Source organism: Nostoc sp. (genome assembly GCF_036916975.1).
GTDB lineage: Bacteria > Cyanobacteriota > Cyanobacteriia > Cyanobacteriales > Nostocaceae > Nostoc.
In genome coordinates this window covers 15,443-41,801 of sequence record NZ_JBALFF010000030.1, presented here as the reverse complement: position 1 = coordinate 41,801, position 26,359 = coordinate 15,443, and the positions used below count along the sequence as shown (strand labels likewise).

At 40.1% G+C, this 26,359-nt stretch carries 22 protein-coding genes and 1 pseudogene; 14 read left to right on the top strand and 9 right to left on the bottom strand.

Going from position 1 to position 26,359, the window contains the following annotated elements:
* Positions 1-25: 25 nt before the first annotated feature.
* Positions 26-1,846 carry a tetratricopeptide repeat protein gene (locus tag V7K73_RS05470; protein ID WP_334877844.1) on the bottom strand — a complete coding sequence of 607 codons (1,821 nt, stop codon included), beginning with the start codon at positions 1,844-1,846 and terminating at the stop codon, positions 26-28.
* Between the two features lie 274 nt (positions 1,847-2,120).
* Between V7K73_RS05470 and V7K73_RS05465 the strand changes: the two genes are divergently transcribed.
* The 3 genes from V7K73_RS05465 to V7K73_RS05455 are packed head-to-tail and all read left to right on the top strand — an operon-like array spanning position 2,121 to position 4,357.
* Entirely contained in the window at positions 2,121-3,281 is a 1,161-nt protein-coding gene (locus V7K73_RS05465) for a hypothetical protein (protein WP_334877842.1), read from the top strand.
* Complete coding sequence (locus V7K73_RS05460; RefSeq protein ID WP_334877840.1) at positions 3,254-3,424, top strand: hypothetical protein; 171 nt, start codon at positions 3,254-3,256, stop codon at positions 3,422-3,424. The genes V7K73_RS05465 and V7K73_RS05460 overlap by 28 nt, the downstream gene beginning before the upstream one ends.
* 27 nt (positions 3,425-3,451) lie before the next feature.
* The gene (locus tag V7K73_RS05455) at positions 3,452-4,357 is read left to right on the top strand and encodes a hypothetical protein (protein WP_334877838.1); all 906 of its coding nucleotides are present in this window, start codon (positions 3,452-3,454) and stop codon (positions 4,355-4,357) included.
* A gap of 123 nt (positions 4,358-4,480) precedes the next feature.
* On the opposite strand, the gene V7K73_RS05450 is transcribed toward V7K73_RS05455, so the two are convergent.
* Complete coding sequence (locus V7K73_RS05450; protein ID WP_334877909.1) at positions 4,481-4,666, bottom strand: hypothetical protein; 186 nt, start codon at positions 4,664-4,666, stop codon at positions 4,481-4,483.
* On the opposite strand from V7K73_RS05450, the gene V7K73_RS05445 reads away from it, so the two are divergent.
* The 4 genes from V7K73_RS05445 (at position 4,593) to V7K73_RS05430 (ending at position 7,281) form a co-directional block, all read left to right on the top strand.
* Positions 4,593-4,790, top strand: coding sequence for a SemiSWEET transporter (locus V7K73_RS05445; RefSeq protein WP_229470592.1), 198 nt, complete (start codon positions 4,593-4,595; stop codon positions 4,788-4,790). The two genes, V7K73_RS05450 and V7K73_RS05445, sit on opposite strands and share 74 nt — an antisense overlap.
* A 175-nt stretch (positions 4,791-4,965) precedes the next feature.
* Complete coding sequence (locus V7K73_RS05440) at positions 4,966-6,612, top strand: B12-binding domain-containing radical SAM protein (protein WP_334877836.1); 1,647 nt, start codon at positions 4,966-4,968, stop codon at positions 6,610-6,612.
* A gap of 11 nt (positions 6,613-6,623) precedes the next feature.
* On the top strand, positions 6,624-6,812 hold the full coding sequence (locus tag V7K73_RS05435; RefSeq protein ID WP_094330630.1) for a CPXCG motif-containing cysteine-rich protein: 189 nt from the start codon (positions 6,624-6,626) through the stop codon (positions 6,810-6,812).
* A gap of 19 nt (positions 6,813-6,831) precedes the next feature.
* Entirely contained in the window at positions 6,832-7,281 is a 450-nt protein-coding gene (locus V7K73_RS05430; protein WP_334877834.1) for an SRPBCC family protein, read from the top strand.
* A 383-nt stretch (positions 7,282-7,664) separates the two neighbouring features.
* Here V7K73_RS05430 and V7K73_RS05425 read toward each other — a convergent pair whose 3' ends face one another.
* Positions 7,665-7,787, bottom strand: coding sequence for a hypothetical protein (locus V7K73_RS05425; protein WP_334877832.1), 123 nt, complete (start codon positions 7,785-7,787; stop codon positions 7,665-7,667).
* Positions 7,788-8,441: 654 nt separating this feature from the next.
* Between V7K73_RS05425 and V7K73_RS05420 the strand changes: the two genes are divergently transcribed.
* The 3 genes from V7K73_RS05420 to cofG all read left to right on the top strand — a co-directional run bounded on the left by V7K73_RS05420 (position 8,442) and on the right by cofG (position 10,757).
* A complete protein-coding gene (locus V7K73_RS05420; RefSeq protein ID WP_334877830.1) occupies positions 8,442-8,615 on the top strand; it encodes a high light inducible protein in 174 nt (57 codons plus the stop codon).
* A 318-nt stretch (positions 8,616-8,933) separates the two neighbouring features.
* Positions 8,934-9,695: a beta-carotene ketolase CrtW gene (gene crtW, locus V7K73_RS05415; RefSeq protein WP_334877828.1), complete on the top strand. Its 762-nt coding sequence runs from the start codon at positions 8,934-8,936 to the stop codon at positions 9,693-9,695.
* A gap of 84 nt (positions 9,696-9,779) precedes the next feature.
* A complete protein-coding gene (cofG, locus tag V7K73_RS05410) occupies positions 9,780-10,757 on the top strand; it encodes a 7,8-didemethyl-8-hydroxy-5-deazariboflavin synthase subunit CofG (RefSeq protein ID WP_334877826.1) in 978 nt (325 codons plus the stop codon).
* Positions 10,758-10,994: 237 nt separating this feature from the next.
* Here cofG and V7K73_RS05405 read toward each other — a convergent pair whose 3' ends face one another.
* Positions 10,995-13,370: a hypothetical protein gene (locus tag V7K73_RS05405; RefSeq protein WP_334877824.1), complete on the bottom strand. Its 2,376-nt coding sequence runs from the start codon at positions 13,368-13,370 to the stop codon at positions 10,995-10,997.
* Positions 13,371-14,356: 986 nt separating this feature from the next.
* Between V7K73_RS05405 and V7K73_RS05400 the strand changes: the two genes are divergently transcribed.
* The 3 genes from V7K73_RS05400 (at position 14,357) to V7K73_RS05390 (ending at position 19,076) form a co-directional block, all read left to right on the top strand.
* Positions 14,357-15,526, top strand: a complete 1,170-nt coding sequence (locus V7K73_RS05400) for a glycosyltransferase family 4 protein (RefSeq protein WP_334877822.1) — start codon at positions 14,357-14,359, stop codon at positions 15,524-15,526.
* A gap of 63 nt (positions 15,527-15,589) precedes the next feature.
* Positions 15,590-16,735, top strand: coding sequence for a glycosyltransferase family 4 protein (locus V7K73_RS05395; protein WP_334877820.1), 1,146 nt, complete (start codon positions 15,590-15,592; stop codon positions 16,733-16,735).
* A 400-nt stretch (positions 16,736-17,135) separates the two neighbouring features.
* On the top strand, positions 17,136-19,076 hold the full coding sequence (locus V7K73_RS05390) for a bluetail domain-containing putative surface protein (RefSeq protein WP_334877818.1): 1,941 nt from the start codon (positions 17,136-17,138) through the stop codon (positions 19,074-19,076).
* 22 nt (positions 19,077-19,098) lie between these two features.
* On the opposite strand, the pseudogene V7K73_RS05385 reads toward V7K73_RS05390, so the two are convergent.
* The 3 genes and pseudogenes from V7K73_RS05385 to V7K73_RS05375 all read right to left on the bottom strand — a co-directional run bounded on the left by V7K73_RS05385 (position 19,099) and on the right by V7K73_RS05375 (position 22,715).
* Positions 19,099-19,504: pseudogene (locus tag V7K73_RS05385) on the bottom strand (hypothetical protein).
* A 122-nt stretch (positions 19,505-19,626) separates the two neighbouring features.
* The gene (locus tag V7K73_RS05380) at positions 19,627-19,896 is read right to left on the bottom strand and encodes a hypothetical protein (RefSeq protein ID WP_069069307.1); all 270 of its coding nucleotides are present in this window, start codon (positions 19,894-19,896) and stop codon (positions 19,627-19,629) included.
* A 233-nt stretch (positions 19,897-20,129) separates the two neighbouring features.
* Positions 20,130-22,715, bottom strand: coding sequence for a beta strand repeat-containing protein (locus V7K73_RS05375; RefSeq protein WP_334877816.1), 2,586 nt, complete (start codon positions 22,713-22,715; stop codon positions 20,130-20,132).
* Between the two features lie 394 nt (positions 22,716-23,109).
* Between V7K73_RS05375 and V7K73_RS05370 the strand changes: the two genes are divergently transcribed.
* Entirely contained in the window at positions 23,110-24,408 is a 1,299-nt protein-coding gene (locus tag V7K73_RS05370; protein ID WP_334877814.1) for a cation:proton antiporter, read from the top strand.
* A gap of 209 nt (positions 24,409-24,617) precedes the next feature.
* Here the strand turns inward: V7K73_RS05370 and V7K73_RS05365 are convergent, their stop codons facing one another.
* The gene (locus V7K73_RS05365; protein WP_334877812.1) at positions 24,618-25,007 is read right to left on the bottom strand and encodes a hypothetical protein; all 390 of its coding nucleotides are present in this window, start codon (positions 25,005-25,007) and stop codon (positions 24,618-24,620) included.
* A gap of 217 nt (positions 25,008-25,224) precedes the next feature.
* Positions 25,225-26,331: a saccharopine dehydrogenase family protein gene (locus V7K73_RS05360; protein ID WP_334877810.1), complete on the bottom strand. Its 1,107-nt coding sequence runs from the start codon at positions 26,329-26,331 to the stop codon at positions 25,225-25,227.
* Between the last annotated feature and the right edge of the window lie 28 nt (positions 26,332-26,359).

Here is a 26,359-nt window from a genome sequence, read left to right as displayed (position 1 = left end):
GAGAGGGGCTGGGGGTGAGGTTCTTTTATTGAAGCTGTTCAATTAGCTCTATAATTTGTTGATAATACTGGATATTTCCTTCTTGATAATACAAGTCTGCGGATTTCTGGAAATCCGCAATTGCTCGTTGAGAGTCACCCAGATTGCGGTAGACATCTGCCCGAAGGATGTAAGCAGAAGCCCAATTAGGCTGACGCAGCAAGGCTTGGTTTAAGTCTGTAAGCGCTCTCTGTAAGTCTTTCAATAGAGAACGGCTACGACCTCGATTGTACCAGTCTTCGGCAAAGGTAGGGTCAATGGCGATCGCCTGACTATAATCTTCTATTGCCCCTTGATAATCTTCTAAGGCATAGCGAGCATTAGCGCGATCGCTGTAAAATGCAGCAGATTGGGGATTTATTTCTAATGCTTGGGTATAATCTGCGATCGCATTTTCATATTCTTCTAAAGCATAATAGGTAGAACCTCGGTTGTAATATGCTTCAATTAATTCAGGATTAATTTCTAATGCCTGATTATAATCTGCGATCGCTCCCTTTTCATCCCCCAAAAGACGACGAGCATTTCCTCGATTGCAGTACGCTTGCGAAAATTCAGGAACAAGCTCTATCGCTTGGGTGTTATCATCAATTGCTCCTTGTAAATCTTGCAGGGCTTCACGGGCAATCCCCCGACCGTAATAAGCTGCGGCTAAGTTATCATTAATTTGTAATGCCCGGTCGTAATCTTTAATTGCTGCTTTATGATCTCCTAAAGAGCGACGAGCCGCCGCGCGATCGCAATATCCTTCTGCTAAACTAGGATTGAGTTGTAATAGGCGATTACTATCTTCAATTGCACCTTGATAATCTCCCAGTCGGCGACGAGCATTCGCCCGAAAGCCGTATACTAAAGCTAGAGTCGGATTTTCTTGTAACGCTCGATCGTAATCTGCGATCGCACCCTCATAATCCCCCAGAGTACTACGAATAAGACCTCGTTCACAATAGGCTTGTACATCATCAGGATTGAACTTTAACGCTTGGTTAAAATCCTCAATTGCTCGATGATATTCTTTGAGATGAGCAAGAACCAAACCCCGATTGTAATATGCTCCGGCAAATTTGGGATTGATTTCTAGGGCGCGGTTGAAATTAGCGATCGCACTTTGATAATCTGCTAAAGAGTAGTAGGCATTACCTCGATTATGATAAGCTTCTGCCAAGTTTGGATCTAATTGTAATGCTCGGTTGTGGTCAGCGATCGCTTCGGGAAAATTTCCTAAGATATGGTGAATATTACCGCGATTGCTGTAAGCTGCGGCAAAATTGGGATGCCACTGTAAAGCTTGTTGAAAATTAGCGATCGCTCCTTGATGATTGCCGCTCTCAAAACAAGCTACACCTCGATTATGATAAGCATTGGCAATATCAATATTAATATTATCAGCTAACTGGGTACTAGTTTCGATTGTTTGGATATAATCAGCGATCGCTTTGTCGTATTTTTCTAAGGCAAAGTAAGCATTACCCCGGCTGTGGTAAGATTGGGCGAGATTTGGATCGATTTGTAATGCTTGGTTATGATCTGCGATCGCTCCTTGGTAATCGGCTAAAAAGTAACGTGCATTACCTCGGTGATAATAGGCTGTGGCAAAATTGGGATTAATTTCTATAGCGCGATTAAAATCTGCGATCGCACTACGATAATCTTTAAGTTGACCACTTATAATAATCCCCCGATTATGGTAAGCTTCAGCATAATTAGGATTGAGCTTGATTGCTTGGGTGTAAGCTGCGATACTTCCTTGATAATTCCCTTGCGAATTTTGGTTTAATCCTTGGTTTAATAATTCTTCAGCATTCATATAATTTTTTTCGATTTCGACATTCCTTAGCTTTCAGGTAACGGGATTTTTAACGATATGTTTTGAAAATCGTTCTAGTTACTATTGTGCCTCTTACTAAGATTTTAATTCCTGATGTTTTGTTAGCCCAAATTGTGCAACCTATTTCAAGCAACTGAAACAGCAGCAAGCACCGCAAATAAGAACGGTGGGTGTCTGACTCGCCGTTTTTTACTGGTATTGTTATAGTAGCGAATAACACATTTAAATAGGTGCGATCGCATCTACTATCAACATGAGTAAAGAGTCTCAAAATCGGTTAAAACACTTTGCTGCTTTAAAGTCCAAATATCAAGCAACTCAATATCAAGATTCATCACCCGCTAGTCTGCTGTATCTCATACTGCGAAAAGTTGACTTAGGAATTGAACTCCTTGACTTAGAATCTAATTGGTTACAAGAGCATGAGCTTTTTGAAACCCTTGAAATTATCTGGCTACAACAATTAAAGATGGGAGAATCTAAAAGACTAGAAGATGAATTTTTTCATCTTAAAGCTAAGTATAAAGTTGCCAAAGATTGGGAATCATCAGTAGGTAGTGTTTTGTTTCCTATACTTTGGAAACTTGAATCAGAAAATAGTTTGAATGATTCAGAAATCAAATTATTGCAAGATAATAATCTTACTCAAATAGTTACAATTGCTCAAGATATAAAACATTTTGCACAACTAAAGGAGAAATATCAAGCCACCAAGTATCAAGCTTTACATCCTGATAGCCCATTGTATAAAATACTAAAAAAGCTAGACACAGAAGCAAGTTTAGCTGATTTTGAATATGAGTGGTTGATAAATAATCAACTTTTTGAAGCTATAGAAATTTTTGAACAACAAGAGTCTGCAAGACAAGCTAAAGTGATAGAGCTAAAAACGAAGTATCAAGCAAGCCAACACCCAGACACATCCTTGTCAGGCCAACTATATCAAATACTGCAAAAACTGGATGCAGACAAAAAATTAATTTATTCAGAAATTTACTGGCTAGAACAGCGAGGACTTACCGAAACAATTGCTATTGCTGGAGAACTAGAATTAAAACGAGAATTTATTGCATTGAAGACAAAGTATAAAGCTAGTCAATATCAAGATTCTTCACCTGCTAATTTTTTATATACAATTCTCAAAAAACTTGATTCAGAAACTCATTTAAATGAACAGGATATTATTTTTTTAAGACAGTCTCAATTGCCTGAAACAATTAAAATTGCTTATGATAAATATGCTTCTGTTTTGAAGTCAAAGATAGTATCAGGAATAGTAGTAAGCGATTTGGAACTGGACTGGCTGAGAAATAATCATTATGAAGATATCATTATTTTAGCCAATACGACTATGAGCAAGGTGATTATTGGTTTGAACAAGCCATTATGCGTGGGGCTGAAACGGAAGATATAGATGCTGAAAGAAAACGAGTAATTAGAAGTACAAAAGATAAGAATAAACGACATGAAGCAGCAGAATATTTATTAAAAAAAGATTCACAACGATATGCTTGGGCTAAATCTTATCTCAAAAAAACGTCAGATGATGGTATATAAACTGGTTCGTATGACCAAATTACCAACATGACCAGATTTATTCACGACCAATTTGCCAAAGACTATCTCGAACAATTACTCACTCCTTACGGCGAAGTCCAAGCACCTAGACGAGTCGCAGGAGAAGTTAGACAAATTGACGTTTATTTCATCCCCAAACCACAACCAAGTAACATACCAGAAACACTCGGATTATTAGCTGAAATTGTCACTACACCTTCTCTACTTGAACCATTTCGTAACGCAGCATCAGCTACAGAAATTTGTGATTGCCTCTTAAAATTATTAGAGGTACGTGGCGATTTACAACGACAGGCAAATCGAAATAAAACACGCATTCTAGAATCTGATTTACCAAAATTATGGATTCTTACCCCCACAGCATCAGCGCAACTCTTGTCAGGATTTGGTGCTAACCCAAAAGATGACTACCTACCTGGAATCTACTTCATGCCAGAATATTTGCGTACTGCGATAGTAGCAATTCATCAGTTGCCATCTATCTCAGAAACCTTATGGCTGAGAATCATCGGTAGAGGTAACGTTCAAAAGCAAGCAATTGACGAACTAGAAGCGCTTACTTCTGATAATCCTTTCCGAAAAGCAGCGTTAGAATTGCTGTACAACTTGCAACAAAACTTACAAGTCACTCAAAATCAAGACGAGGAAGATAGGGAATTACTTATGCGATTAGCACCACTTTACCAACAAGACCGAGAACAGGCGATACAAGAAGGTGAACAACGGGGACTCGAAACAGGAATTCAGCAGGGAGAACGCTTGGTGGTGGAAAACTTGCTCAAAGTTCGCTTTGGTGAAATAGATAATCAGCTTCAAGCAATTATTGAACCTTTATTGACGTTACCACCAGAAGACTTTACGCCTTTACTGTTGCAGTTATCTCGTGAAGAATTAATTGATAGGTTTTGCTAGTTTCAATCACATATCCTTTACTGATTAGGGTAAAGAGCTAAACTCTTTTCCCTTTTTATTTTTGCCACTTTCTCCCTGACGTTACAATGTAAAATCGATGACATTAATTCAGTTTAGTAAAAATCAGCTTATAAGTTTTTTAACTAATGAGAACTTTATTTTATAGGTTTGCATTGCAATGGATTTTCTGACAATTTTAGGATTAGCGGCAGCTACAATAACCACAATATCTTTTTTGCCACAAATGTTTAAAACGTGGCAAACAAAATCAGCAAAAGATGTTTCTATGGTGACGTTAGTTACATTCATAATTGGGGTTTTTTTGTGGTTAATCTATGGAATTTATCTCCAAGCCTTACCAATTATTCTTGCTAATAGCGTGACATTGTTATTTAACTTGATAATTCTATGGCTTAAAATTAAATATAGATAAACAAGCCCTGGCGACTATAAATCGCGGCTAGACAAACTATCATCAGCCTGACGCAAACTAAAATCAAACCCAGGTTCGCGTACCGTCTCGTAGAAAAGAGAAGGAAAAGTGGTTTTTGCCTGTGTAGGCGCGAATTCTATGAGACTCGATTATTCAAACACCCCTAAAAACACCTGTGACATCATCTGTATTTACCTCTGAACGCCTCCTTTTCACCCCCGCTAACCCACAAACCAACGCTATCCCGATAATTTTCGCCTTTCCCAATGAGTACAGCGTCGGTATCACTAGCCTCGGCTATCAGGTAGTTTGGGCAACTTTGGCAATGCGTGATGATGTGCAGGTAAGTCGCCTGTTTACAGATACTCACGAACAACTCCCCAGAACGCCGAAAATAGTCGGATTTTCGATTTCCTGGGAACTGGATTATGTGAATATTTTAAATCTGCTGGAATCTTTAGAAATTCCTATTCTGGCAACTTCTCGCAATGAAACTCATCCGATAATTTTTGGTGGTGGGCCAGTTCTGACAGCGAATCCCGAACCTTTTGCAGCTTTTTTTGATGTAATTTTACTGGGGGATGGCGAAAACCTCCTGGGAAATTTCATTGAGGCGTACAAAGAAATCAGAAATGCCTCAAGAGAAACTCAACTAAAAAGACTTGCACAAATCCCAGGAATTTATGTACCCAGTTTGTATGAGGTGGAATATCACAACATAGATGGTGAAATAAAGTCTATTAAACCAATTTCTCCCGAAATTGCCGCAGTGGTGCAAAAGCAAACCTACAGAGGAAATACGCTATCGGCTTCGACTGTAGTCACCGAAAAAGCCGCCTGGGAAAATATTTACATGGTGGAAGTGGTGAGAAGTTGTCCAGAAATGTGCCGTTTTTGTTTGGCGAGTTATCTGACACTGCCTTTTAGAACAGCTAGTCTGGAAGATTCGTTAATTCCAGCGATCGCAAAAGGTTTAGAAGTCACAAATCGGCTAGGATTATTGGGGGCTTCTGTAACTCAGCATCCAGAATTTGAAACTTTGCTAGATTATATTAGTCAACCGAAGTACGATGATGTCCGTCTCAGTATTGCTTCAGTGCGAACCAATACTGTAACAGTGCAGTTAGCAGAAACTTTGACGAAACGAGACACGCGATCGCTTACCATTGCAGTAGAAAGTGGTTCCGAGAAAATCCGGCAAATCATCAACAAAAAGCTGCATAACGACGAAATTATCCAAGCGGCGATAAATGCCAAAGCTGGCGGATTAAAAAGCTTGAAACTTTACGGAATGGCAGGAATTCCCGGTGAAGAAGCAGAAGATTTAGAACAAACCGTGGCGATGATGCGTAATATCAAAAAAGCTGCGCCGGGATTACGGTTAACATACGGATGCAGCACCTTTGTACCCAAAGCACACACACCATTTCAATGGTTTGGGGTGAATCGCCAAGCCGAAAAGCGATTGCAGTTTTTGCAAAAACAGCTAAAACCACAAGGGATAGAATTTCGCCCAGAAAGCTATAATTGGTCAATTATACAGGCTTTGTTATCCAGAGGCGATCGCAGAGTGTCCCAACTCCTGCAACTTACTCGTGACTTTGGCGACTCCTTGGGTAGCTACAAACGTGCTTTCAAACAACTCAAAGGACAAATCCCCGATTTAGATTTCTACGTCCACGCCGAATGGTCAACAGAACAAGTATTACCCTGGAGCCACTTGCAAGGGCCTCTACCACAGTCTACACTACTAAAGCATTTGGCTGATGCTAAAAGTTATATCAACCCATCCCCCAAAGAATTACAGCCATTGAATTCATAGCTGAAAACTTGATGCAAAACACAGCCGAGTATTACTGCGCCTATTGCGGCGAACCGAACTTAACTTTTATTGATTTGAGTGCTGGAGGACAGCAATCTTATGTTGAAGATTGTCAAGTTTGCTGTAACCCAAATATTTTGTATGTTCGGGTTAATGAAGATACCTTAGATATCGAGATTGATACAGAATCAGAAAGTTGAATTTTAGGTTTTTCTTTCCATGCTGCACTTTAAACATTCCTCAGTAATTAATGCCCCACCAGAAGTAGTTTGGAAATTTCACGAAAGGGCAGATATTTTGCAACTGCTAAACCCACCTTGGCAGCCAGTCCAAATTGTTCGTCGTGAAGGGGGACTGAATGTGGGCGCTATCACAGAATTTCGCCTGTTTCTTGGCCCATTGCCTTTAACTTGGTTAGCGCGTCATACTGAATATGAAAAATATCGCCTCTTTACCGACGAACAGATATCTGGCCCCTTTGAATCTTGGGTACATCGACATGAATTTGAACCGGAAAATGGCAAAACTAAGCTGACTGATGCTATTTCCTTCTCTATGCCTGGTGGAGGTACGGTTGAATTTGTCAGTGGTTGGTTAGTGCAAGTGCAACTAGAAGCTATGTTTCGCTATCGCCACTATGTAACGAAACGAGAATGTGAGTCACAATAGCAAAATTTGCTGCAACGCCAAAAATTAATTAAACCACGTCTATCTTGAGGGAGCATCCCAATTTTGGCTTAAATCTTTTCCCTCACCCCCAGCCCCTCTCCCAATATATGGGAGAGGGGAGACATAATTCTAGTTCCCCGAATCCCGTATGAAGGGATTCGGGGTTAGGGGATGAGGGCTATCAAGGTTTTTGCACCTAACGGGATGCTCCCTATCTTAAAACCTGTAGTTCAACTGTTTTCAAAACGATTTGCCCTCATCCCCCAAACTATCCCCCATATATGAGATTCGGGGAGCCAGAATTTCAAAGTCCCTCTCCCATATATGGGAGAGGGATTTAGGGTGAGGGCAAAAACTACGGTTCTCAACTTAGCGAAGGTTTATCAAGATGTCTTCAACCCTTGCCGCGAAACCCACTTATCAAACCAAAAAACAAGCCATACAAAGCTTGCGATAAATTCGCTATCATCAACCATCGCCCCTGCAATCACTACTGTAGGACTCATACTTTAAGTTTGAAAAATTTATTTACTATTTATTCGTCTGCTTAAGAACACTTTAGAAACCTTCTAACTTTAGTTAGATTTTTTATCATATCCAAAATAGTTTTTTAGTGAAATTACAAGTTCTGATTAGGAGTTGCTTGGTAAAAATACCTCTGCTTTCTAGACTAATAAAAGCTATATTGAACTTTTGTTAGATAAATATTCGCTAAACTCCTTAAAATCTCATTCTTTAGAGTTGCTTTTACTTTGAAACTAGAGACAGATAGCGCTAAATGGATAAGTTAAGTAATATGAACAAAGTAATTAGCTTCTTAAGGAAATTTAACAATGGCAGTTTATCCTAGTGATAAAAATCAAACTGCATACAATGGCAAAAACCGCAATAGTGGTAAGTCTTTAGTTAGATTTTTTATCATATCCAAAATAGTTTTTTAGTGAAATTACAAGTTCTGATTAGGAGTTGCTTGGTAAAAATACCTCTGCTTTCTAGACTAATAAAAGCTATATTGAACTTTTGTTAGATAAATATTCGCTAAACTCCTTAAAATCTCATTCTTTAGAGTTGCTTTTACTTTGAAACTAGAGACAGATAGCGCTAAATGGATAAGTTAAGTAATATGAACAAAGTAATTAGCTTCTTAAGGAAATTTAACAATGGCAGTTTATCCTAGTGATAAAAATCAAACTGCATACAATGGCAAAAACCGCAATAGTGGTAAGTCTGAACTTTGGAGCGATCGCAGCCAAGCGATCGCTTTTCTAGCTTACCTACTTTGGGATCTCAAGGGTTATAGCGTAGTGCGGGACGTACTTCACCTCGTTTGCTAAACTCCCCGCTAATTATTGACCATCTTTATTGCAGGCTTAGATTATATCCAAAAGTATCAAAGCCAAGACACTGGTTATACTAAATACTAAGTTTTCTAATGTCATACTTGTATGACCCAACCTTCTAACCGAAAACAGTTTTTAGAATAGCAGTTGCTTGTGCAATACTAGTTAAAGTATCTTAATATTTCTACATATTTTCGCTTATTGGCATTGTCCAGTGTAAAACATTGACCACTAAGAGATTTTCCCGGTTAATTGTTTTTGTCATGACTATATTGTTGGAATTTTCACCTGAATGCTAGGCGGAGTAGAAGCGTGATCCAGTTAGAACAACCACCCAGTCATCCAATAAAATTGACTCAAGTAGTGAGAAGTAAATCTGAGTTTAAGGGGCTTTTCATTGCTATTATCATTGTTAGCACATGGGTGATTAGCCTGAGTTTATTACTTTCCGTTGACATCTCCAAGCTAAAATTTTGGATGTTATTGCCTGTTATACTATGGCAGACATTTTTATATACGGGATTATTTATTACATCTCATGATGCCATGCATGGGGTAGTATTTCCCCAGAATCCCAAGATTAATCATTTTATTGGGACATTAACCCTATCTCTTTATGGTCTTTTACCTTATAAAAAATTATTGCAAAAACATTGGGTGCATCACCACAATCCAGCAAGTGAAATAGACCCAGATTTCCATAATGGGAAACACAAAAATTTCTTTGCTTGGTATTTTCATTTTATGAAGGGTTACTGGAGTTGGGGACAAATAATTGCGTTGACTATTATTTATAACTTTGCTAAATACATACTCCATATACCAACTGATAATCTAACTTACTTTTGGGTGCTACCCTCGCTTTTAAGTTCATTACAATTATTTTATTTCGGGACTTTTTTACCTCATAGTGAACCGATCGGAGGTTATATTCAACCTCATCGTTCTCAAACGATTAGCCGTCCAATTTGGTGGTCATTTATCACATGCTATCATTTTGGCTACCACGAAGAACATCACGAATATCCCAATGTTTGTTGGTGGCAGTTACCAGAAATTTACAAAGCAAAATAATTCTTTATCTAATATCATGGCAACAAGAGTTACACGGTAATCTATATAGTTTGAGTAAGACATTATTTTAGATTATCTTAAGTTATGCCAATTGATAATTCTCGTGTTGTCACCTATAGCCCTGCTTATACAATTGTTCCTACTTATGAGTGCTTTAATCGCTGTAGTTACTGCAACTTTCGCAGCGAACCGGGTAAAAGTTCCTGGATGAGTATTTCAGATGCAGAAAGTATTTTAAAACTACTTGAAAGTGAAAAAGTCTGCGAAATCCTCATCCTCAGTGGTGAAGTACATCCCCATTCGCCAAAGCGTCAGGCGTGGTTTGGACGGATTTATGATTTGTGCGAGTTAGCACTTTCAATGGGGTTTTTACCACACACCAATGCAGGGCCACTGAGTTTTGAGGAAATGCAAAATCTGAAACGTGTAAATGTTTCAATGGGGCTGATGTTGGAACAATTAACACCAACATTGTTAAATACTGTACATCGGCACGCACCAAGTAAATTACCAGAAGTCCGGCTGCAACAATTACAATGGGCGGGAGAGTTGCAGATTCCCTTTACAACTGGGTTACTGTTGGGTATTGGGGAAACCTCTGATGATTGGTGGGAAACTTTGGAAGCTATATCTAACTTGCACCAACGTTATCATCACATTCAAGAAGTCATTTTACAACCTCATAGTCCTGGATATCAGCAAACTTTTGATGCACCTGGGTTTAATCCTGATGAATTACCAGAAGTAATTGCTAAAGCGCGTGAGATTTTACCGCCAGATATTACTATTCAAATTCCGCCCAATTTAGTTAAAGATAACTGCTGGTTACTCGCTTGTATCGAAGCTGGTGCGCGAGATTTAGGTGGAATTAGCCCAAAAGATGAAGTTAATCCTGATTATCCCCATGTTCAAGAACAGGTATTGAGAGAAATTTTACAACCTGCGGGGTGGGAATTGGTGCCGCGATCGCCAGTTTATCCGCAATTTGATCGCTGGTTGTCAAAAAAATTGCAAAAAGCAGTGAAACGCTGGCGAAAAATAACACCAGTTTCTCTTTTGTAATACCAATTCTGTATGAAAATGCGCTAAACCGTATTTAAGTACAAGAAAGAAAAACGAACCGCAAAGTCCGCAAAGAACACAAAGAAAGAAAGAAGTTAAGAGGATGAATGAACAAGTTTTGGGCGAATAGAATAGAGCCTCCGGCACGCTGACGCGGTAAGCGAAGCTATGCCGAAGGCTCTATTCTATTCGCCAAGGCTACTAATAAATTAGACTTGTTCATTCAACCTCTTAAGCTCATCCCCCCAACCGATATATAATTACTTTTCCTTTCCAATTTTCTTCCACAAATACCAGATGCTCACCATTTGAACGACGAAAAGCGCGGATACCGTAGGGTATATCAATCCAACCACTTTCGCCGCCAACTTCTGGGCCTGGTTTTAACTGTTGTACTTGCGCTCCCGTTTTGGCATTATAGACATATACCTCTGCGGTTTTAACTGTCACAGCAAATACATAGTCTTGATCCACACTCATTGCAGCCGTAGACACTTCGCGTTTACCGGTGGTGTCGTAGGGAATCACAATCCGCCAACGGGGAGTCCGATTTCCTTTACTCCAGTTGTCAAAACGGGCAATCTCAGATCCAGCAACTCCAGTATCGTCACCAAATGCAGGGTGATCTACTGTAAAACCTGACAAATACATAGTATCTGTTTGGGGGAAATATTCAATCCGCCGCAAGTCGTTAAATATTTTAGGAGTAGTTTGCTTTTCCATCGAACTATAGCTGTAGATGGGGTTGCCTTTAGCATCTATTCCCTGTAAAGGATAGCGTCGAATGCCATCTTCTGTTCGCAAAGCTTTCCAAACATCTCCTTTGCTGTCTACCCACCAGCCGCCAATATACGGATAATCTTTGCTGGTATCATATTCGTTCTTTTCAAATTTGCCATTACCGTTGCGATCGCGCCAGATCCATTCCCCTTGTTTTGGCTGATTCGGTGGCCAATTTCCGTTGAGAAATGGTTTATCTGCGCCATTGCTACCAACAAACATTCCGGCTGGGATAGCTATTTTACCATCTGTGTCTGGATTAAAACGATATATTTGCAGAAAGCTGTTATACATATCTGTGAGGAACAAAAACGGCTTTCCTTGGATGCGGCGAACAAAGGTGCCATCTGGGGATGTATGCAGACGGGGATCTTGAGGATATTTGAAGGGATTTAAGGTATAGGCTTTGTAAGTCCATTGCTTACCAGCAGACTTAGTGTAATCCATCAGATAGTGTTCTTGTTTGGTGAATAAATCTACACCATCAGTTTTCGGATCTGCATCTGCATTATCGACGAATATCAATCCCAGCGATCGCCACATTAATTTCCCCGATGGCGAAAATTTCCGCAAATCTGTTCCTGATTTGTTGAAACCATTACTATTTATATAGATATTGCCTGAAGCATCTTTACCGACTCCGGTAAGTCCATAAAGTTTCAAATCTCGAACTTCACCAGGAACTTCTGCATAGATACCGCCTTTAGCACCGAAACTACTCACCTGCGTCGGCTGATCTTTGATGTCATAAATCAATATTTGCTGACGCGGCCCATTTTCTGCCACTAACAGCTTACCTTGATAATCAATTGCGATCGCAGTTGGTTCAACGATATCTGCAATCTGTTGGGGTAATTGCTTTCCAGTTTGCGAATAATGTAAAATCTTGGCAGGCTTTTTAGCATTTTTGCTTTGAATAATCCACAGCTTTTTTTGTGGATCAATAGTTATTGCTCCTGGATTAGCAACAGTAAAGCTGCGGATTTCCTTCATCGTATCAGTATCATAAACACGAATCCGGTTAGCAGCGAAATCGCTCACATACAATTCGCTTCCCATAGTTGCTAATCCAGTGACTTCATGTTTAGTACTGGTAATTAACATACTTTTATCCCAGCCACGCCCATTAGGAAAAGCCGCAGGTTTTCCCGACAAATCATAGCGTCTAACGCAATGCCAAGTTGTTCCTTCAGGAGGGTAATCTTCATTAGTTTTGCCCTTCGATCCCTGAGTCATGGCAATGTAAATATATTTACTATTTGCTGTTACAGCTATGCCACCACCACGACTCCAGCCGTGAGTATCCCCAATAGCGCCAATAACCTTACCATCCTTGTAGATGGCTGCTTCCATTCCTGCTTCATCCCAATGGCTGTTAGTATAAACTGTGCCATCAGGGGAAACATACATTGCCTCAATATTGTTTTGTATCCGTAGATTTCCACTCCCAATCGTGTTACCTATCCACGATGTTTTATAGGTAGGTGTGGATGTTTTCGTATTGTTTTGTACTAGCAGATTTTCGCTGGCAATAGTATTACTTATCGAGATTTTTTTGTGCGTAACCGTGGGTGTTTCAGTATTGTTTTGTATCGGCATTTCACTGCCAATAGTATTACTTATCGACAATTTTTGGTGGGTAAGCGTGCGTGTTCCAGTTGTCGCCCAGTCTGTTGTAATTCCAAAAGTAGTAACAATTACTCCAACAGTCAGACTGAGGAAAAGGTTAAAAGTTTTACTTTTTTGTATATATTTAATTCTAAATATTTTTTTGAGGTGCTGGTTGAGTTGGTGACAGAGTTTTACTAAGTGCGCCAGTAATTTATTTTTCATATATGTTTTAAGCTTTTAATTATTTATATAAACCACGTCTATCTTGAAACCTATAGTTCTTCCATGATGAAAAGAATTGGCCCTCATCCCCCAACCCCGAATCCAAAATCTGGGATTTGGGGAGCCAGAATTTCAAACTCCCTCTCAAGCATTTGGCAGAGGGATTTAGGGAGAGGGTGAAAACTAGGGTTCTCAACTTAGATAAGGTTTACAATCATTTTTCCGGTAATCCGCAAAAAATATAATTATTATAAATAACCAATAGATTTACATAATCTTTACAATATTTACCTTATTCTTATGATTCTTCAGCTAATATATTAAAAACCTCATTGGAGGTATTATTTTTTACTTAAAGTTAATAAGAATTGGTAAATATTCATACATAATAGTTCCATAATTATTAATTGATTAGTGGTTTTTGTCTTTCCCTATCTAGGATTCACCTTCGTTAATTTGCAAGTATCAGATATATCAAAGTCGGTGTTATGTAGTTAATAAAAACACAGTTTTAACTGCTTGTTGACGTTGATATATAAATAGTTTATAAATTGGTGTTCTATACAAAAACTCTTGTTCTAGAAATAGCTTAACTGTTGGCTCACTCACCCGCCTGGAACTAAAGTTCAAGGCTAATAGCTAAAGTCTACTGAAGTAGACTAAAGATTCTTGAAGATATTTAGTAATCTTTAGAAGACTTTAGCTAAAACCCAAGGAAGTTCAGTTCCTTGTAGGACACTAAAGTAAACTAAAAATCTTTGGCTATATTTAGTCATCAAAAGAAGACTTTAGCTATTAGCAAAGAACTTCAGTTCTTTGTGGGACACTAAAGTAAACTAAAAATCTTTGGGTATATTTAGTCATCAAAAGAAGACTTTAGCTAAAAGCCAAAGAACTTCAGTTCCTTGTGGGACATAACTTTAACTTTAAGTTGACACCAATGACGACTATGCGCCTGTTTTAATATATTTATAGGAGATACATCAGTGGAAAATAAAACAGAAAATTTTGCTTCATCATCTGCATCTATTCTTACCCTGGGATTAGGCTGGTTTCCCAAAAGTCCCGGAGGATTAGAAAGGTATATTTATGAACTAACTCATAAATTAGCTGCAAATAAAGACCAGGTTGAATTATGCGGAGTCGGTCTACCAGAGGCGGAAATAAATTCGCCGATTAAGCTGACTAATTTGGCAAGTCCCGACAGTGCTATTTGGCAAAGATTATGGTCGATTCGCAGTAATTTTCAGAAAACAAGAACAAGTAAACCTGATGCTATTAATTTGCATTTTGCATTATATAGCTTTACTATTTTAGATATTTTACCAAAGGGAGTACCAGTTACTTTTAACTTTCATGGGCCTTGGGCTTCTGAGAGTCAGCAAGAAGTGGTTAATAAAAACCTTAGTCTTTTAATCAAGCACTGGCTAATAGAAAAAAATACTTATAATCGGTGCGATCGCTTCATTGTTTTGAGCAAAGCATTTGGTAAAATTCTACATGATAAATATCAAGTACCGTGGAGCAAAATTAATATTATTCCTGGTGGAGTTGATATTAACTGGTTTCAGCCAAATTTATCACCCCAAGAGGCTTGTGCAAAGCTAGGCTGGCCAACTAATCGCCGGATCATATTTACATCACGCCGCTTGGTACATCGAACCGGAGTTGACAAATTATTGCAAGCACTGGCTATAATTAAACCCAGAATACCAGATGTTTGGCTAGCGATCGCAGGTCGTGGTCACATCCAAGCTACACTACAACAACAAGCTATAGAATTAGGGCTAGCTGACAACGTTAAGTTTTTAGGTTTTCTACCTGATGAGCAATTACCTATAGCTTATCAAGCTGCTGAATTAACTATTATGCCTAGTCAATCTTTTGAAGGGTTCGGATTAGTAATAATTGAGTCTTTAGCGTGTGGTACTCCTGTTTTATGTACCCCAGTTGGGGGAATGCCAGAAATTTTATCAGCATTTTCACCCGATTTAATTACTACTTCAACAGAAGCCTCAGCCATTGCTGAAAAATTAGAACAAGTGCTTTTAGGAAATATCCCCATACCTTCACGATCAGCTTGTCGCAATTACGCTACCACAAACTACGACTGGAATCAAATCGCCCAACAAGTACGGAAGATTTTATTAGCTTAAACAAGTGATTGTAATAGATATTAGGGTTGCTACGTAGGTCAAATTAACTAAAATAGAGGTTTAATGAGAATTGTTTTTCTAGACCAAAGTGGTAAACCAGGCGGCGCAGAATTGTGTTTAATAGATATTGCCAAACCTTATGGCACTCACGCTTTGGTAGGTTTATTTGCAGATGGCTCATTTAAAGATTTATTGCAGCAAAATAATATTCCCGTAGAAGTTCTCGCAACTCAAGCAATCGAAGTTCGCAAAGAAAGCAGTTTGCTACAAGGATTAAATAGTTTAGGACAACTTGCACCTTTAATTACTAAGGTAATTAAAATAGCGCGTGAATATGATTTAATTTATGCCAACACCCAAAAAGCATTAGTTGTCGGAGCCTTAGCAAGTTTTTTCAGTCGTCGCCCTCTGGTTTATCATTTACATGATATTCTTTCCAAAGAACATTTTAGCAAAACCAATCTTCGCATTGCAGTTAACTTAGCTAATCGTTTTGCATCATTAGTAATTGCTAATTCCCAAGCTAGTAAAACAGCCTTTGTCCAAGCGGGAGGACGACCAGATATTATCGAAGTTGTCTATAACGGCTTTGAAACAAAAAATTATCAACCTGATGAGTCTGACATTAATAAATTACAGCAACAGCTAGGATTGCAAAGAAAATTTGTAGTCGGACACTTTAGCCGTCTTGCACCTTGGAAAGGGCAGCATATTTTAATTGATGCCCTTGCCAAATGTCAGCCAGAGGTGACAGCGATTTTAGTAGGTGATGCACTATTTGGTGAACAAGATTACGTCCAACAGTTACACCAACAAGTTGCTGAACTAGGATTAGAAAACCGTATCAAATTTTTAGGATTTCGTTCTGATATTCCTCAGTTAATGGCAGCTTGTGACTTGGTAGCACATACCTCTACTTCCCCAGAACCTTTTGGTAGAGTGATTGTAGAGGCAATGCTATGTGGAAAACCTGTAGTTGCAGCAAAAGCTGGGGGTGTAATGGAATTAGTAGAACATGGACTTAATGGTTTTCTAGTGACACCAGGAGAACCCCAGGAACTTGCACAAGTAATAATCACCTGTCTTCAGGAGACAGAAATAACTGCAACTATAGCTAATAATGCCCGGACTACTGCTAGTCGGCGTTTTGATGTTGCAATTATTAATCAGCAAATTGCTCAACTGCTGTCTCATATCACGTCTGCTTAAATAGACAAGACATATAGCGGTTTTAAATTGCGTGGAGTACAGACAATTGGTAGGGGCGCACAGCTAGCTGTAATTGTGTGTCCCTACCTACTAGGTTTCAAAGCCTCTCCACGCGTGGGGGATAAGTTTCCAGCGAATGGAATTTAAAAGCTTTGCGTTTCCCTGGGAATGAGTATACCAAGTTGGTTAAGTTAGCAATAATGTATGTCATATAAATAATGTCATTAACAAGATTGACTTAAAAAATTATATATCATATCATTTTTGTGATTGATGTAGCAAAAATACATTTAACTAACCAGACTTGGTAGATAAAAAGATTTTGCAGAACATAGCGATGTGTGATGAAAACACATAGCAGTACACAAGTGGAATCAAACAGATAAAGAACACTAATTTTATGACCTCAACCACAACTTACACTTATGATGTCGATGGCAAAGTGATATCTGAGAGGACAGACAACAACAGTGATGGAATAACAGACTCAGTTATTACCTACCGCTATGATTTGACATTCAATAGCGTTGACAACAATGGCGACGGCAAATTTGATTATGTCAACACCTCTATTTATGATGCCAAGGGCAACCTGACATCCAATAGCCGTGACGACAACGGCGACGGCAAAGTTGATTCTGTCGAAACCTCTATTTATGATGCCAAGGGCAACCTGACATCCAATAGCCGTGACAACAATGGCGACGGCAAAGTTGATTCTGTCGAAACCTTTACTTATGATGCCAAGGGCAAGGTGACATCCCATAGCTATGACTTCAACGACGACGGCAAAGTTGATACTGTCTACACCTATACTTATGATGCCAAGGGCAACCTGACATCCTATACTTCTGACAACAACGGCGACGGCAAAGTTGATGATGTCGAAACCTATACTTATGATGCCAAGGGCAACCGGACATCCGATAGCCGTGACTACAACGACGACGGCATACCTGATTATATCCAAACCTCTACTTATGATGCCAAGGGCAACCTGACATCTGATATCGTTGACTTGAAGGGCGACGGCAAAGCTGATTTTGTCGATACCTCTATTTATGATGCCAAGGGCAACCGGACATTTAATAGCTTTGCCGACGGCGACGGCATACCTATTTATGTCACCACCTATACTTATGATGCCAAGGGCAACCTGATATCCAATAGCGGTGACAGCAGCGGCGACGGCAAAGTTGATTTTGTCGAAACCTTTACTTATGATGCCAAGGGCAACCGGACATCCGATAGCGTTGACAACAACGGCGACGGCAAAGTTGATTATGTCAACATCTATACTTATGATGCCAAGGGCAACCGGACATCCGATAGCCGTGACAGCAACGGCGATGGCAAAGTTGATTCTGTCGAAACTTTTATTTATGATGCCAAGGGCAAGGTGACATCCGATAGCCGTGACTTCAACGGCGACGGCAAAGTTGATTCTGTCGAAACTTTTATTTATGATGCCAAGGGCAACCTGACATCCAATAGCCGTGACAACAACGGCGACGGCAAAGTTGATTATGTCGCAACCTCTATTTATGGACGCGCATCCGCTAGCTACGACTTCAACAATGATGATGTAATTGATGCAGTTGGCATCTACAGCTACGATTTGAGCGGCAACCTGAAATCACAAAAAATTGACAATAATCGTGATGGCATTGTTGATGAAGTCACCGCTTACAGTTACGACGCTAACGGCAAACTCGCTGCACAGGTAGCTAACAAAAATAATGATGGCATTGCTAATGAGATTACCACTTTCAACTACGATCGCAACGGCAAACTAATTTCCGCAGATATTGACAACAACAGTGATGGCATTACTGATGCAGTTGCCACTTATCTGTATGATACCAATGGTCAATTAATCAGCAAAACCACTACAGAGGGAAATGTGCCAAACCAAACCTTAAACGGTGGCAATGGTGCAGATAAACTCAATGGTGGCGCTGGACGTGATACCCTCACAGGCGGTTGTAGCACTGATAAATTTGTGTTCAACAGTCTGAGTGATTCTTTGCTGTCTAGCTTTGATAAAATAACTGACTTGAACATTTGTCAAGATAAAATTGATGGGCTGTATGCAGTTAGCGCGGCTAATTTAGTTCAACTTGGCAAAGTTGCAAGTCTAAATCTCTCAGATGTACAACAGATATTGACTGCAACTGCTTTTGTAGCTAAAGGTGCGGCAACTTTTACCCTTGGTACAGGCAATCATCAACAGACTTTTCTGGCACTCAACGATAACACTAATGGATTCTCTGCCCTCACGGATGCCGTGATTGAGATTAGTGGCTACAAGGGTAACTTAGCCTCCTTAGCAGTTGTATAATCAGACTACGGTTCAGGTGTGATTACAAACCAACTAATTCTCTAGATTCAAAATCAGAGAATTGTTGAGCGATGCCTAAAGCGGCAAGCTACGCTAATCTTGCTTCTAACTTAGCTACACTAAACTGGTTACGCAGATATTCCAAATGAGCGATGTCTGACGACAAGCCGCTTTGCGTCTACGCATTTGCTTTATCGAGAGTTAATCGAATTTGGGTGTCTATTGCCTTTTGATATTCCTGATTTACAAGCAGCACTTCAAAGCGACGAGCCTTGCGTTGAGGATCATTTTTCAAATCCATTTCAAAGGCGGCGACACGATCCGCATTGCCTTCAAATCGGTAATTTTGGTGCTGCACTGCCATCAACTGAGAGTCTATTTCTATTAGCCTCGCCCAACGCAGCTGGATAATGACTCAGTTGGATCATTTAATAATTTTCCTCTCAGGTCAAATATATTCATGATTCCGTTAGCCGTCAGACTTCAGTCTGCGGCTACACGAAGTAAGCCTGCTTATGCAGGCTTTATTTTCTGCTAAATTCTACATAGCTCAAGCCGCTTCCCGCAGTTGTGGTTGTGACGGCACACTCACTTCTGGAAATGAAAGCGAAAGTTGTTCGGCTTGAGGGACTGCGGCTTGCTGCAAAACTTGAACTTCGATATTCACGCTCACTAAATAACTGCCTGTATCAGCACCAACCGCTTCAGCAATTAATTTGGCAATATCTGGGCGTTTGGCAGTCAACGGGTCACGTAAAATACACCGATCCCATTCATGCTTGGCAGTCGGATTGAGGTTGAGAATGTAATGCTTCATCATCGAACTAACCCTTGAATCCATCTTCCAGAAGGTTTTCACAAAGCCGTTATATATTTGGCTAGGCTTTGTGGACGCTATCTATATTATAGTATATTTGTACTAAATTGGGCGATATCTGAATGAGAAAGTAGGGAATTCAGTAGTGATGCCTACGGCAACCTCGTTGAGCGATCGCTAAATATTTAATATCAAAGTTTGCTGTTTCAAGCCTGGAACTCCATGTTTTGTCCGAACTACGCTTGTAACACAAAATCTGATGCACTCAGAGTTGGCGCACCAGTGAGAGTTGCAAATAGACCGCCGCTACCAAAACCAGCTGCACTGCCATTTTGGTTGTAGAACAACTGCCCACTCACAGCGTCATACACAATTTTCGCCGTGCTGGTTGCTGCTGAAGAAGTGATTTTAAAATCGCTGGCATTGCTAAAACCTGTTCCTGGAGTTGAAGTAATAGCGCTAAAAGTAGTCTTATCCAGTACAATCTTGTCACCTTGGGAAGTGTTGAAGTCAGTAATGGTATCTACACCAACAGCAGTCAGGGCAAAAGCAGCACCAGTGTTGTAAAAGAATCTGTCAGCACCTACACCACCCACAAGAGTATCATTGCCTTTGGCACCGATGAGAATATCATCGCCTGACCCGCCCCGCAACAGGTCATTGCCACTCAAGCCATTGATAATATCGTTACCCCCTTGACCATTAATCACATCATTGGAGTTATCAAAACCTGCGACGTTATTGTTTAAATTATTGAGGAAGGTGACAGTATTTTTGTTGAAAATGCTAGCTTGATTAGAGTTGGCATCGAACACATCAAAGCTGTCGGTAATCTTGGTTTGCCCATCAAACAGGATATTACCAATCGCAGGGCTTGCTTGAGAAGCAGGCAGATTATCGAGGTTTTCTAATTTGAAGTTTTGCAGAGTGACTTTGGTAGAAGCCACATTTTCAAAGGTAACTTCTAAGTTGTTACCATTTTGAGCTAATTGCAGATTTTGGGCAGTTAAACCACTACCTGTAAATTGCAAGGTGTCAACATTTGCAATGACTTCTGCTGAAGGATTTGAACCTTTGCCAACGCCAGCAAAATCGGTGATCGTATCATTGCGATCGCCAGGGCGAATAAAAAATTTATCTTGACCGCCGTTGCCTGTTAGGGTATCGTCACCAGTTAACCCATTGATGATATTGTTGCTAGGTGAACCAAAAAAGTTATCTGCACCAGGAGTTCCAGTCAGGTTGACAGAGGTAGAGGTGTTGCTACTAGCAATATTCCTTCCCCCAAACACCACATAGCTTTGCCCAGCCCCAGTCTTGCGGTTGGAGTCGGCAAATACTGCCCCAATAATCAGGTCGTCAATACCATCGTTGTTGATGTCCCCAGCATTGCTGACTGAGGTGCCTGAAAAGTCACCTGATGCAATGCCGTTAATTATAAAGCCATTAGTGCCATTCAAATCAGAGAGGTTGAGGGTGCCGCCACTGCCGATGTTCTTCCCCCCAAACACTACATAGCTTTGTCCAGCTTGAGTGATACCGTTGGGGTGGGCATTACTTGCCCCAATAATCAGGTCGTCAATGCCATCGTTGTTGATGTCCCCTGCATTGCTGACTGAGTTGCCTGAAGAGTCATTTGCTGCAATGCCGTTAATTATAAAGCCATTAGTGCCATTCAAATCAGAGAGGTTGAGAGTGCCGTCACTGCCCAGATTCTTGCCCCCAAACAATACATAGCTTTGCCCAGCCTCAGAGTTGCCGTTGGGGGAGGCAAGTACTGCGCCAATAATCAGGTCGTCAATGCCATCGTTGTTGATGTCCCCCGCATTGCTGACCGAGTAGCCTAAGGTGTCATCTTTTGCAATGCCGTTAATTATAAAGCCATTAGTGCCATTCAAATCAGAGAGGTTGAGGCTGCCGCCACTGCCGATGTTCTTCCCCCCAAACACTACATAGCTTTGTCCAGCTTGAGTGATACCGTTGGGGTGGGCATTACTTGCCCCAATAATCAGGTCGTCAATGCCATCGTTGTTGATGTCCCCTGCATTGCTGACTGAGTTGCCTGAAGAGTCATTTGCTGCAATGCCGTTAATTATAAAGCCATTAGTGCCATTCAAATCAGAGAGGTTGAGAGTGCCGCCACTGCCCACATTCCTCCCCCCAAACACTACATAGCTTTGCCCAGCATTATGGTTTTTGCCCTTGGGAGAGGCATTACTTGCCCCAATAATCAGGTCGTCAATGCCATCGTTGTTGATGTCCCCCGCATTGCTGACTGAGTTGCCTAAGGTGTCATTTTTTGCAATGCCGTTAATTATAAAGCCATTAGTGCCATTCAAATCAGAGAGGTTGAGGATGCCGCCACTGCCCAGATTCTTGCCCCCAAACACTACATAGCTTTGCCCAGCAGCATTTTTGCCGTTGGGGGAGGCAAGTACTGCCCCAATAATCAGGTCGTCAATGCCATCGTTGTTGATGTCCCCTGCATTGCTAACTGAGTTGCCTAACAAGTCACCTGCTGCAATGCCGTTAATTATAAAGCCATTAGTGCCATTCAAATTAGATAGGTTGAAGGTGCCGGTGCCGCGACTGCCCAGATTCGTCCTCCCAAACACTACATAGCTTTGCCCAGCAGCATTTTTGCCGTTGGGGGAGGCAAGTACTGCCCCAATAATCAGGTCGTCAATGCCATCGTTGTTGATGTCCCCTGCATTGCTGACTGAGCCGCCTGAGAAGTCATTTACTGCAATGCCGTTAATTTTAAAGCCATTCGTGCCATTCAAGTTAGACAGATTAATAAAATTTAATGATGAGTTAGCCATGATTTTCTCCTGTGTTTTTGTTTGTTTAACGATTCGACAACTCCAGCCCGGATTTCCCTTTGGGTCTATTTGGCTAAAGTTAAGATGATAATGTCCACAACCGCAATCCCCCACTGTCAACCCCAACTCTTAAAGACGCACTCGCGTTCAAAGAAGTCATGCATTCACTCATTCAAAAGTCAAAGCTTCGCCAGCAGTTTTTTAATGACTATCGGGACTTAAACAAAAATTAAGCCCAAATAAAGCCTAAACTGGCTTTATAATTCTCGAATTTGGTAGCGGGTGTCAATCCCCAATCCCCAATTTAAAAAAATCTGCCCATAGGTAATTTCTAACACCAAGCTATTGCAACTATCCTTACAAAGGAACGCCTAATTTTTATATAAATCGCTATATGGTAGATATCTATATTATTGACCTATTTGTGATTGGTTTTCTTCTGTTGATGGTCACATTAGGGTCAGGTTGGATTGCTCGTTTACCTCTTTCTTTTGCCCTTATCTATCTCCTAGTTGGTATTTTGCTAGGCCCTTACGCCTTTGGGCTGATTCAATTACGTCGAGATGAAGTTTTTAATGCCGAAGTGCTGGAAAGAATAACAGAACTTGTTGTAATTATTTCTGTGTTTGGCTGTGGCTTAAAAATTGTTCGTCCTCTAAGCTTGGGGGCTTGGGATATTACAGTACGATTAATTGGATTTCTGATGCCAATTTCAATTTTTGCTCTGGCTATTGTGGCTAAATTATTTTTAGGGATGAATTGGGCAGAAGCGATTTTATTAGGAGCAATTCTTGCACCTACCGATCCAGTATTAGCATCAGAAGTACAACTGACCGATATAAATGACCAAGATGAGTTGAGATTTGGTTTAACTTCTGAAGGTGGATTAAATGATGCTTTAGCTTTTCCCTTCGTTTATTTTGGTCTTCATGCCTTAAAAGATGATAACTGGGAGAACTGGTTTAAACAGTGGATTGCAGTTGATTTAATTTGGGCGATCGCAGCTGGCATTTTCATGGGATTTGTTGTTGCAAAAACTATCGTTTGGATTGAAAAGAAAATTCAAAAACGCCGTCGGGCTGATGAATTAATGGAAGATTTTATTGCTATCAGCACAATTTTAATAACTTATTCCTTAACAGAAATGGTAAATGGCTATGGATTTTTGGCAGTATTTATTGCTGGTTTAGTTGTCCAACGCAGTTACAGAAATCCTGAAAAACCGCTAGCACAGTTAGAATTTGTTGAGCAAGTTGAAAAACTGCTGGAAGTTGGAACAATTTTACTATTGGGATCAATATTATTATTGCAGCCAATGCTCAAGTATGCTACGCAATCTTTATTAGTGATAGTTTTATTATTCTTCATAATCCGACCTGTAGGAGTTTGGATTAGCACAATAGGCAAACATCCTGTAGAAACACACCGCCGAACCTTTCATCCAGGAACTAGGTGGTTGATTGGATGGTTTGGTATTCGCGGTGTTGGTTCTTTATATTATCTCGCCTATGCGTTTGGTAATGGCTTAAAAGGTGAAGCTGCTGAACAAATTGCTTGGATAACTTACACTACTATTGTCGTTTCTGTGATTATACATGGCATCAGTTCAACTCCATTAATGAAGTGGTATGAGCGCAATATTGCTAATCAGAGAAACGCTAATCCTCCCGCCACAATCGATGAATTTGAGTAAAAGCAATTTAATTTTATAAACCTGTGACTCAAAACCGGAGAGGGTTAAATCTTTTCCCTCACCCCCAGCCCCTCTCCCAAAATTGGGAGAGGGGAGACATAATTCTAGTTCCCCTTCTCCCATTTTTGGGAGAAGGGGTTAGGGGATGAGGGCTATCAAGGTTTTTACACTTGACGGGATATTCACGTTGGGGGTTAGGTTTATATTTCCTATTTACCCGTCACTTTTTCAATAACTTCTTTCGCTTTTTCCCCAAAAGTTTCTGGGGGATTTTGTTGTTGTTCAGCCTTCAAATTCCTTTCGTAAGTTTTCTCTATAGTAGTAAGGTCTTTTGAATCTTTTATTGCTTGCTCATAAGCTTCTTGTCGTTCTTCTTCTTGAACGCCAACACCAGGGTCAAATTCATTAGCACGATTAATTTTTTCTTGAGAATTTGGTTTAAACTCTGGTGGTACTAGCTTTAATTCTTCAAGAGTAGTTGCATAACTAGCTTGCTGAACGAAAATAAACGAACCTGCCAAGCTAATGAAAACCATTAAACCAATAACCAAAAAGCTTGAACGTAATACTTGTTTTAAAGTTAATAGAATTTTTTGCACGAAAAATCCCTCCTTTTGTTTTGTTATAAGCCTTGGTTATGTATAAATATATTCAATATTTCAGGCTCACAGGCATCCTATATGTTTAGGTACAGTTTTTCCTTCTATCGTAAGGTATATTAATTTTGGTCTATAGTAGAGACCTACATCTGTATCTGAATATTTCGTAAAATCAGATGAAATTCTTACCCAGTGTGCTTAACCGAAGCGTATTATCTTATAACCAGCTGTGATTAATTTTAATTCCTCGGCTTTGCATTACTTCTTCAAATAAATTTGTTGGTAGCGCTTCTTCTACAGCAAAAACACCTGGTTTCTTAAGTTTACCTTCTAGCAATAATTGGGCAATACTACCTGTACCACAACCAGAAGCTACTGCTGTATTTTCATGCACTACAGTTGAACAATAAATGGCGGTTTCACCATTTTTTTGTCCTGTAACTTCTGAACGAACTGCTACACCAATCCCACTAAAATTATTAGTGACATCTGTCATTGAATGGCTGACATGAGACAGAAATTCAATCATGTAACGACGCTGCATTAACCACTTGGGAAAAATATGTGCCGCAATCCAAGTTAGGTGATTGTAAAAATCGGGAACAGAGCCAAACTTAGTAATTACAGTTTTTACTGATGGAAAGGCTTTAGGGAGTGTAAAGGTTTCTGGCATATCAAACCAGTAAACTCCGGTGCGTCCATAAGGCGGTGGAAACTCAACTAACTCTCTTTCACTATAAGGCTTAATTATCTGCCATTTTCCATCTATCCAAGTCTCAAAAGGATACTGCAACCCCAGAAAAGTTGTCCGCATGACTGTAATACCAGCACCGCCAGAACCGGAAACTAAATAACTTAAATGGATCTTTTCTGGTTGATCAAATTGTTCAACACCTTGACGAACCATGCTGTTAGAAATACCAGGAAAAATACCAGTATTAATAATTGCTGTCACCCCAGCAGCAGTAGCTTGTTCACTAAAATTGAGAGCTTTGCTGGTATAAGAACGATGGTCACTAACATCTACATAATTAACGCCTTGAGCAATACAGGTTTCGAGAACGTTAGTATCTCGATAGTGAAATGGCCCAGCACAGTGGATGACTAAGTTAGAGTTTGCGATCGCATCTCGCAACTTGTCAACTTCTGCCAAGTCCAACACCAAAAACTGTACTTGTCCTCCCGAAGACAAGCTAACAGCCTTCCCAAACTCCGCAGAACGTCCAGTAATCGTAATTTGTGCCTGCGTATGGGTAGCTAGATCCTGAGCAACAGTGCTACCAATCCGCCCCCGTCCACCAAGAATTAAAACGCTGTCTGTCATTACTCCAGATTGGCAATACTAACCTTAT

Bases quoted from the DNA above. Each gene is read 5' to 3' on its own strand.
- V7K73_RS05470 (WP_334877844.1), bottom strand. From the start codon at position 1,846: ATGAATGCTGAAGAATTATTAAACCAAGGATTAAACCAAAATTCGCAA.
- V7K73_RS05465 (WP_334877842.1), top strand. From the start codon at position 2,121: ATGAGTAAAGAGTCTCAAAATCGGTTAAAACACTTTGCTGCTTTAAAG.
- V7K73_RS05460 (WP_334877840.1), top strand. From the start codon at position 3,254: ATGCGTGGGGCTGAAACGGAAGATATAGATGCTGAAAGAAAACGAGTA.
- V7K73_RS05455 (WP_334877838.1), top strand. From the start codon at position 3,452: ATGACCAGATTTATTCACGACCAATTTGCCAAAGACTATCTCGAACAA.
- V7K73_RS05450 (WP_334877909.1), bottom strand. From the start codon at position 4,666: ATGAATGTAACTAACGTCACCATAGAAACATCTTTTGCTGATTTTGTT.
- V7K73_RS05435 (WP_094330630.1), top strand. From the start codon at position 6,624: ATGCAAAACACAGCCGAGTATTACTGCGCCTATTGCGGCGAACCGAAC.
- V7K73_RS05430 (WP_334877834.1), top strand. From the start codon at position 6,832: ATGCTGCACTTTAAACATTCCTCAGTAATTAATGCCCCACCAGAAGTA.
- V7K73_RS05425 (WP_334877832.1), bottom strand. From the start codon at position 7,787: ATGAGTCCTACAGTAGTGATTGCAGGGGCGATGGTTGATGATAGCGAA.
- V7K73_RS05420 (WP_334877830.1), top strand. From the start codon at position 8,442: ATGGCAGTTTATCCTAGTGATAAAAATCAAACTGCATACAATGGCAAA.
- cofG (WP_334877826.1), top strand. From the start codon at position 9,780: ATGCCAATTGATAATTCTCGTGTTGTCACCTATAGCCCTGCTTATACA.
- V7K73_RS05405 (WP_334877824.1), bottom strand. From the start codon at position 13,370: ATGAAAAATAAATTACTGGCGCACTTAGTAAAACTCTGTCACCAACTC.
- V7K73_RS05395 (WP_334877820.1), top strand. From the start codon at position 15,590: ATGAGAATTGTTTTTCTAGACCAAAGTGGTAAACCAGGCGGCGCAGAA.
- V7K73_RS05390 (WP_334877818.1), top strand. From the start codon at position 17,136: ATGACCTCAACCACAACTTACACTTATGATGTCGATGGCAAAGTGATA.
- V7K73_RS05380 (WP_069069307.1), bottom strand. From the start codon at position 19,896: ATGATGAAGCATTACATTCTCAACCTCAATCCGACTGCCAAGCATGAA.
- V7K73_RS05375 (WP_334877816.1), bottom strand. From the start codon at position 22,715: ATGGCTAACTCATCATTAAATTTTATTAATCTGTCTAACTTGAATGGC.
- V7K73_RS05370 (WP_334877814.1), top strand. From the start codon at position 23,110: ATGGTAGATATCTATATTATTGACCTATTTGTGATTGGTTTTCTTCTG.
- V7K73_RS05360 (WP_334877810.1), bottom strand. From the start codon at position 26,331: ATGACAGACAGCGTTTTAATTCTTGGTGGACGGGGGCGGATTGGTAGC.